At 59.8% G+C, this 14,416-nt stretch carries 9 protein-coding genes; 4 read left to right on the top strand and 5 right to left on the bottom strand.

What is annotated here, in order from left to right; all coding sequences use genetic code 11:
- Nucleotides 1–95: 95 nt before the first annotated feature.
- Together C1711_RS00985 and C1711_RS00980 are read left to right on the top strand one after the other, a co-directional pair.
- A complete protein-coding gene (locus tag C1711_RS00985) occupies nucleotides 96–3,392 on the top strand; it encodes a 4-alpha-glucanotransferase (RefSeq protein ID WP_102338499.1) in 3,297 nt (1,098 codons plus the stop codon).
- Between the two features lie 171 nt (nucleotides 3,393–3,563).
- Complete coding sequence (locus C1711_RS00980; protein WP_102337391.1) at nucleotides 3,564–3,818, top strand: FmdB family zinc ribbon protein; 255 nt, start codon at nucleotides 3,564–3,566, stop codon at nucleotides 3,816–3,818.
- Between the two features lie 118 nt (nucleotides 3,819–3,936).
- Here C1711_RS00980 and C1711_RS00975 read toward each other — a convergent pair whose 3' ends face one another.
- The 5 genes from C1711_RS00975 to metK form a co-directional block, all read right to left on the bottom strand.
- Complete coding sequence (locus tag C1711_RS00975; protein WP_102337390.1) at nucleotides 3,937–5,346, bottom strand: RsmB/NOP family class I SAM-dependent RNA methyltransferase; 1,410 nt, start codon at nucleotides 5,344–5,346, stop codon at nucleotides 3,937–3,939.
- An 88-nt stretch (nucleotides 5,347–5,434) separates the two neighbouring features.
- The gene (fmt, locus tag C1711_RS00970) at nucleotides 5,435–6,361 is read right to left on the bottom strand and encodes a methionyl-tRNA formyltransferase (protein ID WP_102337389.1); all 927 of its coding nucleotides are present in this window, start codon (nucleotides 6,359–6,361) and stop codon (nucleotides 5,435–5,437) included.
- A gap of 2 nt (nucleotides 6,362–6,363) precedes the next feature.
- Nucleotides 6,364–6,900 carry a peptide deformylase gene (gene def / locus C1711_RS00965; RefSeq protein WP_102337388.1) on the bottom strand — a complete coding sequence of 179 codons (537 nt, stop codon included), beginning with the start codon at nucleotides 6,898–6,900 and terminating at the stop codon, nucleotides 6,364–6,366.
- Between the two features lie 205 nt (nucleotides 6,901–7,105).
- On the bottom strand, nucleotides 7,106–9,640 hold the full coding sequence (priA, locus tag C1711_RS00960; protein ID WP_407641516.1) for a replication restart helicase PriA: 2,535 nt from the start codon (nucleotides 9,638–9,640) through the stop codon (nucleotides 7,106–7,108).
- A 41-nt stretch (nucleotides 9,641–9,681) separates the two neighbouring features.
- Nucleotides 9,682–10,989, bottom strand: coding sequence for a methionine adenosyltransferase (metK, locus tag C1711_RS00955; RefSeq protein WP_102337387.1), 1,308 nt, complete (start codon nucleotides 10,987–10,989; stop codon nucleotides 9,682–9,684).
- Nucleotides 10,990–11,163: 174 nt separating this feature from the next.
- On the opposite strand from metK, the gene gltX reads away from it, so the two are divergent.
- Entirely contained in the window at nucleotides 11,164–12,645 is a 1,482-nt protein-coding gene (gene gltX / locus C1711_RS00950) for a glutamate--tRNA ligase (RefSeq protein ID WP_102337386.1), read from the top strand.
- 110 nt (nucleotides 12,646–12,755) lie between these two features.
- A complete protein-coding gene (gene sdaAA / locus C1711_RS00945) occupies nucleotides 12,756–14,360 on the top strand; it encodes an L-serine ammonia-lyase, iron-sulfur-dependent, subunit alpha (protein ID WP_102337385.1) in 1,605 nt (534 codons plus the stop codon).
- The last annotated feature ends 56 nt before the right edge of the window (nucleotides 14,361–14,416 follow it).

Here is a 14,416-nt window from a genome sequence, read left to right as displayed (position 1 = left end):
CCAATCTGGAATTTACTATGCGGGAGGTGGCTTTTACCACCTCCCGTCTTTTTGTATACTGTGCAGGTCCTATTCCCGACCCAACAGTTGATGCCATGAATCTCATTCATAACACCCGTAAATCGGAATTCCGCGTACCCTTTGGCGCCGTCGTTGTTGGAACTACCGTCCATCTCACGTTGCAAGTTCTCGATGCCGACGCCAGCTTTCTTTCCGCTACCGTCCGCACATGGATCGACGAGGTTGGAGAACAGCTCATCCCTATGGAGCTCGGCGCCAACAACACGCTCGTAGCCGAACTTCCTTGCCCCGAACCTTGCATCGTTTGGTATAGCTTCTGCGTCACCACCAGCGACGGTACGTGCCTGCGCGTTGGCGCGCGCGAAGGCGCGACGGGCGGCGAGGGCGTTATCTATACCGACCGCGCAGATGTTCCCTCGTTCCAAATCACCGTGTACCAACACCGCGCAACGCGACCCGCATGGTACGAGCACGGTATTGTGTATCAGATTTTCCCCGACCGCTATCGCCGCGACGCAGCATGGCGCGAACGCGCACAGACCGTTATCGATCAGCCTCGCAAGGGACCCGGCAAGCATCTCGTTGAAAACTGGAGCCAGCCGCCCGTTTACGACCGCAACCCCGACACCTCCATTCGGAGCTGGGACTTCTACGGCGGATCGCTCGAGGGTATTCGCGAAGACCTGCCGCGACTTAAGAGCATGGGTGTCACGGCAATCTACCTCAACCCCATCTTCGAGGCGCTGAGCAATCATCGCTACGATACGGCCGACTACCTCAACATCGACCCGATGCTCGGCACCAAAGAGGACTTCTGCCGTCTTGCGCAGGACGCGCGTGAACTCGGCATTTCCCTCATCCTCGACGGCGTGTTCAATCACACGGGCGATGACTCGCGTTACTTCAACCGCTACGGTACCTATCCTGAGCTCGGTGCGTGGCAGGGCGAAGACTCCCCTTGGCACGACGCCTACTGCTGGCACGAAGACGGCACGTATGACTCATGGTGGGGCATCGCGAACATGCCTGCGCTCAACGAGAACTCCAAGCTTGTCCACGAGCTCATCACGGGCGAAAACGGCGTCGTTCGCACCTGGCTGCGTGCGGGAGCACGCGGCTGGCGCCTCGATGTCGCAGATGAGCTTTCCGATGAACTCATCGCTGAAATCAAGAAGGCCATGCTCGAAGAGTGCCCCGACGGCCTGCTGCTGGGCGAGGTGTGGGAAGACGCCTCCAACAAGGTGAGCTACGGCAAACTGCGTCGCTATCTGCTGGGCGATGAACTCGATTCCGCCATGAATTACCCGCTCAGGGACGCCATCCTCGGTCTGCTGATCGGCGGCGAATCGGCTTACCAAACTGCCGAGCGTATTGAGACGCTCCGCGAAAACTATCCGCCCGAGGCGTTGGCCTGCTGCCTCAACCTGCTTGGCAGCCACGACAAGCCGCGCATCGCTTCGATTCTCGGCGGTGGCCCCGACGAGTCGCAGATTCCCGAAGAGGAGCGTGGGCGCTTCCGCTTGGACGAGAACTCCATGGGGCTGGCCAAGGGCCGTTTCTGGCTTGCCACCCTCATGCAAATGACGCTACCTGGCGTCCCCTCCATCTACTACGGCGACGAATATGGTCTTGAGGGCCTCTCGGACCCCGGCAATCGCCGCACCCTTCCCACTCCGTTTGATGCACGCGATCGCGACATGCTCATCATGGTGCGCAACAACGCGATGCTACGTCGCGCCCTCCCCTTTCTGATCGACGGCACGCTCGAGGCACACGCCTACAACGATGACGTGCTGAGCTATACACGCCGCGGCTCTGACGGGCAAACTGCGTACGTCATCGTGAACCGAAGCCTTACCAACACGCGCTCGGTCCGCGTTCCCATCGAAGGCGATTTTGCCATCGACCTGATTTCCGGCCTTGACCTTGAACGCGGTATGGATGGATGCGCCGAGGTTCGCCTCTACCCGCTCGGCTCGTCCGTCGTGTATATGCACCACACCAAACGCCTGCAAAAGCCGCTTGACCGCGGCGCGGGCGTGGTCGCGCACATCACGTCGGTACCCAACTCCAACGGACGTCCGGGTACCCTCGGTGCGCCTGCTCGCCGCTTCATCGACCATCTCGTCACCATGGGAATGCGCTACTGGCAGGTACTTCCGGCCAATCCCACCGACGCGTTCGGTTCCCCTTACGCCGGCCCTTCTGCCTTTGCGGGCAACCCCAACTTGCTTGAGGAGAACCCCTCCGAACTCATGAGCTCGTATCGTCACTTCAAGGCAACAGGTGGATTCACCAGCAAGGCGTTCTTCGATTTCGCCCTTGAAAACGAGGGCTGGCTCGATCCGTACTGCGCCTTCATGGCTGTCAAGGACGCTTTAGGTGGGGCGGCGCGCCATACGTGGCCTGCGGAGCTACGTCGCTATAACGTTGCGATCTTCGCTGACGCGCGTTTCTCGGAGCGTGCGCGCTACCATGCGTTCACCCAATTCAAGTTCGAGCAGGAATGGCAGGCCATGCGCTCCTATGCCAACGAGCGCGGCATTCAAATCATCGGCGACATCCCCATGTACGTCTCCGACGACTCTGCCGACGCTTGGAGCGAACCCAGCATGTTCTCGCTGGGCAAAGACGGCATGCCGTACGAAATCGCAGGTGTTCCGCCCGATCGCTTCTCCGCCACGGGGCAGGTGTGGGGCAACCCGACATACCGCTGGGACAGCATGCGCGAGGATGGTTACGTGTGGTGGATGGCACGCCTGCGTCGTGCGTTCAAACTGTACGACCGCGTGAGACTCGATCACTTCCTCGGCTTCCACAACTACTTCGGTATCCCCGCAGGCGGAACCGGTGCCGATGGAGAATGGATTCCCGGTCCCGGCATCGAGTTCTTCGAGCATGCATACCGCGAAATGGGGCCTTTGCCCCTCATCGCCGAGGACCTGGGCCTTCTCACGCCCGGTGTGCGCGCGCTGGTCGCAAGCTGCGGCTTCCCCGGAATGGATGTCCTTGAGTTTGCCGACTACGACGTTCGCGAAGGTATCCATCCGCATAAGGAAAAGGTACTCTACACCTCAACGCACGACACCTCGACGCTCAAGGGCTTCTGCCAGCGCTCGTTCTGCTCCGATCAGGATGAGGAGGGTGCAAGCTATCTGGCGCACAACATCATGCGCCAGGCCCTGGGAAGCGATGCCGAGTTAGTCATGCTGCAGTTGCAAGATGTCATGGACCTGGGAGACGAGGCACGCATGAACGTCCCCGGCACCGCAACGGGCAACTGGAGCTGGCAGGCGGATGAGGAGCGCATCAAAGAGCACGAGCACGCTATCATGGGCATGATGACCGAAACTGGCCGCTTTGCCTCGTAGGGAGCGTCTCTAGGGGGCCGGCTGTTTAAGCTAAAGTCTGCCTTTATGTGCATATGCACCCAAGCTGTGCGATTTGCAGATTTTAGGGTAGAGTATCCCCGTACAAACACTGCGCCCGTCGAGCTTCATGCACGGCGGGCGCCTTTGAGCACATGAGATTGGATTCGATTCATGGCCGTCTATGACTATCGCTGCACTTCATGCGGAAACGTTTTCGAGGTTTCCCATGGCATGACCGAACACCCCGATGTAACTTGCCCCACCTGCGGAAATCCCGCAAATAAAGTATTCAGCGCCAATGGCATCAAATTCGAGGGTTCGGGTTTCTACAACACCGACCAGCGCGGTGGCGGTTCAAGCACGGCAGCTACAAGTGCTTCGTCCTCTCATTCGTGTGGATGCGACAACTGCCCGCACAAGGAATAACTGAAACCTTGCTTGGCATCCATTATTTAGGCTGAATCTTGCCCGGCACCTCGATACTGGGATTGACACCATGCTCGGTATTTCCCATACCGAATTCTGCTGAATGCCAAACGGTCAACTAGCTCTTGCGCACAAACCGAGCGCAGAAATGGCCGTCAAATCCGTGCAAGCTAGGCGCGGTCTGGAAGAGCCCACGCTCATCTTCATGCTCTTCGACTTGGACACGAGCCGGCTTATAAGCGGGAAGCGTGAAGATGTCCGCCTGAGAAAGCGGTACAAGCTCAAAGCTCTCACCGTGCTCCGAACCCAAGAATGCGTCGACCACATCCCCATTCTCAGCTGTCATTACCGAGCAGGTCGCATAGATGAGCTCTCCACCAAGCGCAACTCGCTCGGAAGCGGACTCAAGCATGGCAAGCTGCAGTTGGGGAAGGTTCTTGCGCGTATCCTCGGGCGTCAGGCGCCAAGGAATCTCCGGGTGGCGGCGCATGGTGCCCGTTCCGGAGCAGGGTGCATCGACAAACACCGTGTCAAATAGGGTACGCCCTCCGCTTGCAGCATCAACATCGACAAGCACAGAATCGAGATCACACGCATCACCTGCAACCGTTTGCAGCTCACCAAAGCCCGCACGAGCAATGCGCTCGGCATTCGCACGACATTTTCCATCAAACAAATCAAGAGCAATATACGTCCGCTTCATGTGGGCAACATGCACATGGGCATGCATCATAAACGTTTTGGTACCGCGACCGGCACCGATTTCCAAGCAAGACCCCGCGCGTGTCGCCGCAGCCGCAATGAGCTGTGCATGATAATCCGAGGCGACAAGATCCGCGCTCTCAAATGCGTCGGTCGCAGCAATGCCCGCCATATGCCCAACTGCATACGATTCAGGCAAAGCAAGAGGCGTTGCTTCAGCATTCAATAATGCAGCATCCACATGGTCGGCTCTCAACGGATTAGCCAACACGGCAAAAGGAGCCGGCTCAAGCTGAGCTGCAAACAAAGCGGCTGCCCGAGAATCGCCTAATGAGACCTCGATATCGCGGGCAAGCCATACAGGCAGGCCCGCATGACGCGCAACGGACACAATACGCTGCTGATTGGCAGAGGCATCTGTTGCAGATAAAAACTCCTGTCTGCCCGCGCAAACGCGACGCAATACAGCGTTTGCAAGACCTGCGGCATTCTTCGCACATGAGCGTACAAGCTCAACACCCTGGCTTACCACAACCTCGGACGTAACATCCAAATACAGAGCCTCGAATGCGGAAATGCGCAGCGCGGTTCGCACGCGTGCAGAAACCTTTTTGGGTTTAGCGAGATACAAATTGAGGATGTCGTCCAGGATGCCTTCGGTAGCCGTAACCCCCAAGGCAAGACGCAAGGCAAACGCGGCATCGCGAGCATCGCACGAGTCGGAAGCACTTGAACCTGCGAGGATTTCACGAACATAACGCCCCGTTTCCTGCGCTTCCATAAGCACATCGAGCGCCAGACGCCGCGCAGGCGAAAGCTTGGCCATGTCCGTTCACCCCCTCAAACTCTGAAATGCAAAACTGGTCTGCACATGGCATAACATGCCGCGCAGACCAGCGATTTTTACGATGTGCTTACGCCAACAGCTCCCATGTGCCTTTGTTCTCATGTTGCCCCGCAGCCCACGCACTGGAGTCCATGGCACGCTTGCCATCGGGTTTGATGCTCGTTACCTCAAAACAACCGTCCGAACAGCCCAGGTATAAACACTTCTGCATGATGGCAAAAGCACCCGCCTCGACATGCGGTACCCCATCCTGTGCGCAAACCGCGTGCATCACGCGCGCAGGCTTGCCGCCAAGTACGCAACGCGCAGGTGCGGCATCAGAAGACGCCAAAACGCGTCGAACGTTGTCCTGAGCAGTGGCAGCAGAATCCAAACGAAGCTCGGACTTGGCGATCTTTGCCGCATGCGTCACCTGAGACTCATCTTGCTCGGTCCATACCGCGGTGCCATCAGCAAGTGTTGGCAACACATTGACCAGCAGATTTCCGCCGATTTCCGCAAGCTCGTCGGTAAGCTCATCAGCGGTTTTGCCGGGAACCGTGCAGCTTCCCTGCGCGCAATAGGCACCGGTGTCGACGCCCTGCCCAATGCGCATAATCGAAACGCCCGTCTTGGCATCGCCCTCAAGAATGCAACGTTGGATGGGCGCCGCACCACGCCAACGCGGCAGCAACGACGCATGAACGTTGACGCAGCCCAGCGGTGCCATGGTCAGAACCTCGTCGGGTAGAATGCAACCGTATGCGGCAACGCAAAAGACCTGCGCATCGACCGCGCGAAGCTCGTCAAGGACCTCGGGTGTCATGCGATTCGCCTCAAGAACGGGCAAGCCAAGCTCAAGCGCCGCTTCCTTCACCGGTGATGGCTCGAGCTTCTTGCCACGCGAACGCACCGCATCCGAGCGCGTAACTACAAGTGCCACCTCGTACGATGCGGCCAATTTCCTCAACGACGGCACCGCGAACCGCGGGGTACCCATAAAGACAACGCGCATGGTTACTCCGTTTCGCCCGGCCTGGCACCGCGGTCAAGTGCCTCTTGATACTGCTTCAGCGCAGAAATCCGCTGCTTGGGCAACAGGCGCTCGAACATGGTCCTACCATGCAGATGGTCGATTTCGTGCTGGAGGCATACGCAGAACAAATCGCCCGCCGCCTCGTAACGCATCAGGTCGCCCTCAAGGTCATACGCCTCGACGACCACATGATCGGGGCGTGAAATCTCACAAGTGATACCCGGAATCGAAAGGCATCCCTCATTGAAGGGAGCCAAGGTGTCAGACTGCTCCACGATAACCGGATTGATCAGAACATAGGGGTCGTAATCGTCCGCCGAGGTGTAATCGGTATCCACGATGCACAGGGACAGCAGCTCGCCCACCTGCGGAGCAGCCAGACCGCAGCCGCCGTTCTCGAACATCTGCACCTTCATGCGTGCGACCAGTTCCTCGATCTCGGGTGTGATCTCCTCGATCTGTGTGCACTCCTGACGCAGACGCGGATCGGGCGACAAAACGATACCGTTGATTTCCATACGTTTCCCTCCATTGGAAGTATTCAAGAGCTTTTCACGTGCTCTATCCTACCCGAGGTAGCGCATGGGATTTCCGCCATTTTGATTTCTGGACATCGCGGCCAAAGAAACTATACGAGAAGGAGGGCAATCGCTGTTTCACAGTGAGATGAGAAAAAGCAGATTCTACAAACCGACGGCAACGACCGAAAGCGCGCCGCGCATCTCACATCATATCGTACGCATCGACATCGACCGAAACGCTCACTCCACGCTGTGTTCCCACATGGTCGAGCGCGGCGGAGATTGCAGGTGAGATGGGATAATCGTAAGACGCCTTTATGGTGACATGGAAGCGATACCGATCCTTGGCGCGCTCGATAACGCAGCTCATGGGGCCCATGACCTGCACGACGTCAAGCTCCGCGACACATGCCGTACGATTATCGATTGTCTGCGCGGCCTCCGTGTCGTCGGCATGCAAATCAAACTCCGGTACACCCAGCAGCGCACGCAACTCATGGGCAAATCGCTCGATATAAGTGCGCGTCGCACGTTCGTCATATCCCCAAACCAGCACGTTGACCAAGCGCACAAACGGCGGATACAGTGCATCGAGGCGCTGCGCCTGATCGTGCTCGGTAAAAATCGACCGATTATGCTGGGCAACAGCGCGGATCACCGGATCATCGGGCAGATATGTTTGGATAATGACCTCACCGGGCTTGTCGCCACGTCCCGCACGGCCCGCAACCTGCTCCAACAGGTCAAACGCACGCTCGCCCGCACGGAAGTCGGGCATCTTGAGCGCATAGTCCGCATTGACCACACCCACCAGCGTAACCTCGGGAAAATCGAGACCCTTGGCAATCATCTGCGTGCCCAACAACACCGCGCACTCCGCCGCATCGAACTCCTCGAGCAGGCGCTGATGCGCGCCCTTCTTGCCCGTGGTATCCGCATCCATGCGAATCACTGCGACATCGGGCGGCAAAATCTCACGAAGCGCATCCTCGACCTGCTGCGTGCCTAGACCCATCTTGGCAAGGTAGCGGCTTCCGCACCGCGGGCAAGCACTGCCCAAAGCTGGATAGGCACGTACGCGATACCGAGAACCGCACGTGTGACACACGAGTTCATGGGTGCGTTCGTGGTACGTAAGTGCTGTGGAACAATGCTTGCACGTTGGTACGCAACCACATTCACGGCACATGAGAAAGTTGGCAAACCCGCGACGGTTGTGCAACAGCACAGCCTTCTCGCGACGCTGGACTACGCCCATGAGCGCATCGAATAATGGCTTTGAAAAGATACCGCGTTGTCCGGACACAAATTCGTGACGCAAATCAGCGACGGTGACATGCGGCAACGTGGCACCTTGAGGACGCTCGGGCATTTCCACGCGCGTCCAGGCTTGGCCGCGAAACGTGCCCGCGGCGCTGCGGGCAAGCGCCTCAGCGGAAGGAGTAGCGGAACCAAGCACCAACGGACATCCATAGCGGCGCGCCATCTCGGCGGCGACTTCGCGCGCGTGATAACGCGGACTGCTCCCCTGCTTGTAGCTTTGCTCATGTTCCTCATCGATTACGATGAGTCCCAGGCTGCCAAACGGACAGAACAACGCCGAGCGCGCACCCACCACCACGCGGGCGGCTCCGGAACGCACCATATCCCATTGATCCAAGCGCTCGCCTGCCGAAAGACGCGAGTGGAATACCGCAACCGCATCGCCGAAGCGAGAACGAAAACGCCCGACCGTCTGCGCAGTCAGGGAAATCTCGGGTACCAGCACGCAGGCCGACTTGCCTTGAGCAAGCACGCGTTCAATCGACGCGAGGTACACCTCGGTCTTACCCGAGCCGGTCACGCCATCGACCACGACGACGTCGCCGACTCCGCGTTCAGATGCCTGTTCGATGGCATCGAGCGCATTGCGCTGTCCCTCCGTCAGATGCGCCGGAGCAGTTCCACATGCTGATGAAAGCGTGGTCGCCACATCGCAGGTACGCCATGCACGACGCTCCTCAACGGACACAACGCCCTTCTTTTCGAGCGCACGAACCGCAGCGGACATATCTCCATTGAGCATATTGAGCTCGCGCGTGGTAACCGGACCGCACGACAAGGCATCCATAAGCTGACGCTGACGATGGGCATTACCAGCTGGTTCATAAGTGCGCCCCTCGTCTGTGAGCGAGACCCAGCGTGCCGTTGAAGCTGTGACAGTAGGTTGCTCAACGGAATACGTTCCGTCCTCATGACGAATCACACGAGAACCGCCGCCGGGAGGCAAGAACAAACGCAAGCACTCGGAAACTGGTGCCACGTACTCACGGCTCATCCAAAACGCGACCTCAACGGACACCGTTGAAAACGCGGCATCAGCCAGGACTTGCTGTACGGCCTTTACACGACTCGCTGAAAGACCCTCCGTCCCCGGAAGACCCGAGAGTTCATGAGCTCGGGCGATAACATAGCCCGCTTCAACGCGATGCCCAAAAGGAACGAGCACCGTTGCGCCCACACAGCAGGACTCGCACAGTTCCAGTGGCACGGCATAGGCAAACGGCTCGGACAGCGTACGTGCGGGAATGTCGAGCACCACAGCGGCGTAGGAAACAGGCGCGTCTGCAACATCGCCCAAACGGGAATCAGCCTCAACTGCGTCAGCATGCGCATAGGAAACGGGGGCACCCGCACCAGCGGGCACCCTCGATTCCGTTTGCATCCCTTGTGAAAAAAGCGAATCCTGACGCGCCATGCGCACATCCCTTTTGCTGCTTCGCGGTGTTTACGCGATGCCTATGCGGTCAGGCCGCAGGCAGCGCGGAGCTCCTCTACGCGGTCGGTGCGCTCCCAGGTAAAGTCGGCATCCTCACGGCCAAAGTGACCATACGCGGCCGTCTTCTCGTAGATGGGACGACGCAGGTCAAGGTCGCGGATGATAGCGCCCGGACGCAAGTCAAATACCTTTTTAACCGCCTCGGTAATCGCATCCTCGCTCACCTGAGCGGTGCCGAAAGTGTCGACCATGATGGAAAGCGGATAGCTCACGCCAATGGCATAGGCAAGCTCGATCTCGCAGCGTTCGGCAAGGCCCGCCGCAACCACGTTCTTGGCCACCCAGCGTGCGGCATACGCAGCGGAACGGTCGACCTTGGTGCAGTCCTTGCCCGAAAAGGCACCGCCGCCGTGACGGCCCATGCCGCCGTAGGTGTCGACGATGATCTTGCGGCCCGTAAGGCCCGTGTCGCCCATGGGACCGCCCACCACGAAACGACCCGTGGGGTTCACATAGAGTTCGGCGTTGTCCCAAGCGATGCCCGCGGCCTCCATAACGGGCGCGATCACGTGCTGGCGCATGTCGGCCTCGATGATGGACATGTCCTCGATCTCGGGCGCGTGCTGCGTGGAGATCACGATCGTCTCCACGGCCACGGGACGTCCGCCCTCGTAGCGCACGGTGACCTGGGTCTTGCCGTCGGGACGCAGGTAGTCGAGCGTTCCGTCGTGACGCACGGCGGCCAGGCGCTCGGCCAGGCGACTGGCGAGATAATGCGGCATGGGCATGAGTGTAGGCGTCTCGTTGGATGCATAGCCGAACATCATGCCCTGATCGCCCGCGCCGATGAGGTCGAGCGGGTCGGTCGTGCGACCGGCCTGCGCATCGTAGGACTCGTCGACACCCTGCGCGATATCAGGGCTTTGCTCATGGATGAGATTGAGTACACCGCAGGTATCGCAGTCAAAACCGAACTTGGCGCGGTCATACCCGATACGACGCACGACCTCGCGCGCGATGCTCTGCACGTCGATATAGGACTCGGTGCGAATTTCGCCCGCCACGATGACGGTACCCGTCGTCACGAAGGTCTCGCAGGCGCAGCGCACGTTTTCGAGCTTGGCAGGCGTTCCGCTCGGAGCGATGTAACCCGCGGCCTCAAGCTTGGCCTCCTGAGCGAGGATAGCGTCGAGAATGGCGTCGGAGATTTGATCTGCCATCTTATCGGGATGGCCTTCGGTAACCGACTCGGAGGTGAACACGAAGGAATCTGCGCCGAAATCGGTGGCGCGAGCCGGTTCCATGGTGGAACGAAGATCATTTGGCATGAAATGCCCCTTTCATATAGACGCCCGGCGACCGTTACCATTCCGCCGGGCTGTTGCGTAAGAGATTGTAGCGCGTGGGCAGGACGTAAAACGCGAAGCGCCCACGAACACGGATATCCTATAATGTTGAGCGATTGACCCGACCACCTATCCAAGCGACCAAAAGGAGCATCCATGAGCTCGAATGTCCGCGTTCGTTTTGCACCCTCGCCCACCGGTAAGCTGCACATCGGCGGCGCACGAACCGCGATTTACAACTGGGCCTTCGCCCGTGCCAATGGCGGCACCTTCATCCTGCGTATCGACGACACCGACCCCACCCGTTCCACCGACGAGAACACCCAGATCATCCTGCGCGCCATGCGCTGGCTGGGTCTCGATTGGGACGAGGGCCCCGAGGTCGGCGGCGACTTTGGCCCCTACTCTCAGACCGAGCGCCTCGACCTGTATCGTGAGGCGGCCGAGCGCCTGCTCGCCGAGGGTCGCGCCTATCCGTGCTTCTGCACGCCTGAGCAGCTCGCAGCCGACCGTGAGGCAGCACAGGCCCGCAAGGACCCCTTCCAGGGCTATCAGCGTCGCTGCCGTGACCTCGACCCTGCGGAGGCAAAACGCCGCATGGATGCCGGCGAGCCCTACACCCTGCGCATCAAGGTTCCGCTCGACCGCGGCGACGTGGTCATCCATGACGCCGTCCATGGCGACGTCGTCTTCGATGCCAAAGAACTGGACGACTTCGTGATCTTCCGCTCCGACAGCACGCCCACCTACAACTTCGCTACCGTGGTCGACGACGCCCTCATGGGCATCACCCACGTCATCCGCGGCGACGACCACCTGTCCAACACCCCGCGCCAGGTCATGGTGTACGAGGCCCTGGGCGCACCCGTCCCTACGTTCGCACACATTTCCATGATCCTCGGCTCCGACGGCAAGAAGCTCTCCAAGCGTCATGGCGCCACCTCCGTTGAGGAGTACCGCGACGCGGGCTACCTCTCCGACGCTTTCGTGAATTACCTCGCACTGCTGGGCTGGTCGCTCGACGGCGAGACCACAGTGATCCCGCGCGACGTGCTGGCAAGCCAGTTCAGCCTTGAGCGCATCTCCAAGAACCCGGCGACCTTCGACCCCAAGAAGCTCGACTGGATGAACGCCGAATACATCAATGCCATGGACAACGCCTCGTTTGCGCACGAGATTATGCTTCCGCAGCTACGCGAGGCAGGCATCATCGCTGAGGACTTTACGGCTGAGGATGCCTGGCTCGACGCCCTTGCCGAGATTGTGCGCCCGCGCACCAAGATGCCCGCCGACGCAGCCACCGTCGCAGCACCCGTATTTGCCACGGCGGAGACGCTCGAGTACGACGAGAAGTCCGTCGCGAAGGGCCTTGCCAAAGAGGGCTTGGGCGCCGTTCTTGATGCTGCCCGTGCGGCACTCGAAGCGATTCCCGCCGACGGTTGGACCGCTGAGGCAATCGACGAGGCGCTTGAGGTCCTGCCCGAGCAACTCGATATGAAGAAACGTTTGGTCTTTGGTGCGGTTCGCGTTGCCGAGTGCGGCAACATGGTCTCCCCTCCGCTTGGCGCCACCATGGAGCTCATCGGTCGCGACGACTGCCTTGCCCGCCTCGACCGCGCTCGTCCGATGGCCCTGTAAGCAGGTAGCACCAGCTCCTGTCGTCCAATAACCGCGTGGCATCTAACGTGTCCGCGCGTCGTGATACGATGCGAGATACGTCATGCCACGCATAAAACAAGGAGTACGCCATGGCAGGAAAACCGCAATCGTTTGCCACAACCTCGGCTTTCGAGATTCTCGGACCTGTCATGGTCGGTCCTTCGTCCTCGCATACCGCAGGTGCCCTGCGTTGCGCGCAGGTGGCGGCATCCCTGCTCGAAGGCGATATCAAACACGTGACCTTTACCCTGTGGAACAGCTTTGCGCATACCTACCGCGGACACGGCACCGATCGAGCGCTTTTGGGCGGCGTTTTGGGTCTCGACACCGATGATGAGCGCATTCGCGACGCCTTTGCCCTTGCGCAGGAGCGCGGCGTGACGTACACCTACGAAATCGGCGGAGACGACCCGCTCATCCATCCCAACACCGTTGACATCCACCTGGAAAACACCGAGGGGGCCACTGCGGAAGTCCGCGGCGAGAGCTTGGGCGGTGGACGCATGCGCATCAGCGCCATCAACGGCGTCCATGTGGAAATCTCGGGACTCTACGCTACCCTATTCGTTGCCCATCAAGACGTGCCGGGTGCGCTCGCATCCCTCACCGCCGCACTTGCGTACGACAAGATGAACATCGCGTTTTGCCGCACCTATCGCACCGAAGCGGGTGGGCAGGCATATTCCGTGTTTGAGACGGACAGTACCCCGAGTGACAGACTGCTGCCCGCCATCCAGTCACTCGACATGGTGAATTACGCAACATTCATCGAACTTCCCGGTTCCGCTTCGTCGTTGGCGCCGGGCATCTCCGTTCCTGAGCTCTTCGATGACGGCGCTCAGCTGCTTGATGCCTGTGACTCCTACGGACTCACCATCGGTGGCGTTATGCGCCTGCGGGAAGAGCGCATGGTCGGAGTCGAACGTACCGCCATACAGATGAAGCGTGTGATCGAAGTCATGCGGAGCGAAACTACCGCCACGATACGTACGCCCCAGCGCTCACTCGGCGGCTTCCTCAACGGCGAGGCGAAGACCGTCAACGATGCCATCGATCGCCTCTCCCCCATGCTCATGGGCGCCGTTCAGTCCGATGCCGTGGCCCGCGCCATGGCCGTCCTCGAACGTTCCGCGACCATGGGCGTCATCGTGGCTGCACCTACCGCAGGCTCCGCAGGTGTGGTGCCCGGTTGCGTCCTCGCCGTTGCAGACGCTCTCGGACTTATGGACGAGCAAGTTGCCAGCGCGTTGTACGCCGCATCCGCTGTGGGTCTCGTGCTCTCCACGACCGCCTGTGTAGCGGGTGCCGAGGGTGGATGCCAAGCAGAGGTCGGCTCTGCTGCCGCCATGGCTGCCGCGGCCCTCGTACAGATGCTCGGCGGTACGCCTGAACAGGCACTCCATGCCGCATCCATTACCCTTGGCAACCTTTTGGGCCTTGTATGCGATCCCGTAGGCGGCCTTGTCGAAGTCCCCTGTCAAAATCGAAACGCCATCGGCGTCGCTGCCGCCTTCTCATCTGCACAGCTCGCGCTCTCGGGCATCAAGAGCCTCGTGTCCTTTGACGAAATGGCGCGCGTCATGCTTGATGTGGGCCATGCGCTTCCCGCCTCGCTGCGCGAAACCGCTCAGGGTGGTATCGCCACTTCCCCGAGCGCGCTTTCCGCGTGTGCCCGTTGCGGAATGTGCTCCTAGGAGCCCTAAAACGCACGACGCGCTATAATGGCAAAACCCAATGTAATCAAACCCAA

This window comes from Collinsella provencensis, from assembly GCF_900199705.1.
Lineage (GTDB): Bacteria > Actinomycetota > Coriobacteriia > Coriobacteriales > Coriobacteriaceae > Collinsella > Collinsella provencensis.
This window is presented reverse-complemented; position numbering and strand designations above follow the sequence as displayed.

What these genes read in the sequence shown, in the direction of transcription:
- gltX (WP_102337386.1), top strand. Translation starts at nt 11,164, where the DNA reads ATGAGCTCGAATGTCCGCGTTCGTTTTGCACCCTCGCCCACCGGTAAG.
- def (WP_102337388.1), bottom strand. Translation starts at nt 6,900, where the DNA reads ATGGAAATCAACGGTATCGTTTTGTCGCCCGATCCGCGTCTGCGTCAG.
- C1711_RS00985 (WP_102338499.1), top strand. Translation starts at nt 96, where the DNA reads ATGAATCTCATTCATAACACCCGTAAATCGGAATTCCGCGTACCCTTT.
- sdaAA (WP_102337385.1), top strand. Translation starts at nt 12,756, where the DNA reads ATGGCAGGAAAACCGCAATCGTTTGCCACAACCTCGGCTTTCGAGATT.
- metK (WP_102337387.1), bottom strand. Translation starts at nt 10,989, where the DNA reads ATGCCAAATGATCTTCGTTCCACCATGGAACCGGCTCGCGCCACCGAT.
- C1711_RS00975 (WP_102337390.1), bottom strand. Translation starts at nt 5,346, where the DNA reads ATGGCCAAGCTTTCGCCTGCGCGGCGTCTGGCGCTCGATGTGCTTATG.
- C1711_RS00980 (WP_102337391.1), top strand. Translation starts at nt 3,564, where the DNA reads ATGGCCGTCTATGACTATCGCTGCACTTCATGCGGAAACGTTTTCGAG.
- fmt (WP_102337389.1), bottom strand. Translation starts at nt 6,361, where the DNA reads ATGCGCGTTGTCTTTATGGGTACCCCGCGGTTCGCGGTGCCGTCGTTG.
- priA (WP_407641516.1), bottom strand. Translation starts at nt 9,640, where the DNA reads ATGGCGCGTCAGGATTCGCTTTTTTCACAAGGGATGCAAACGGAATCG.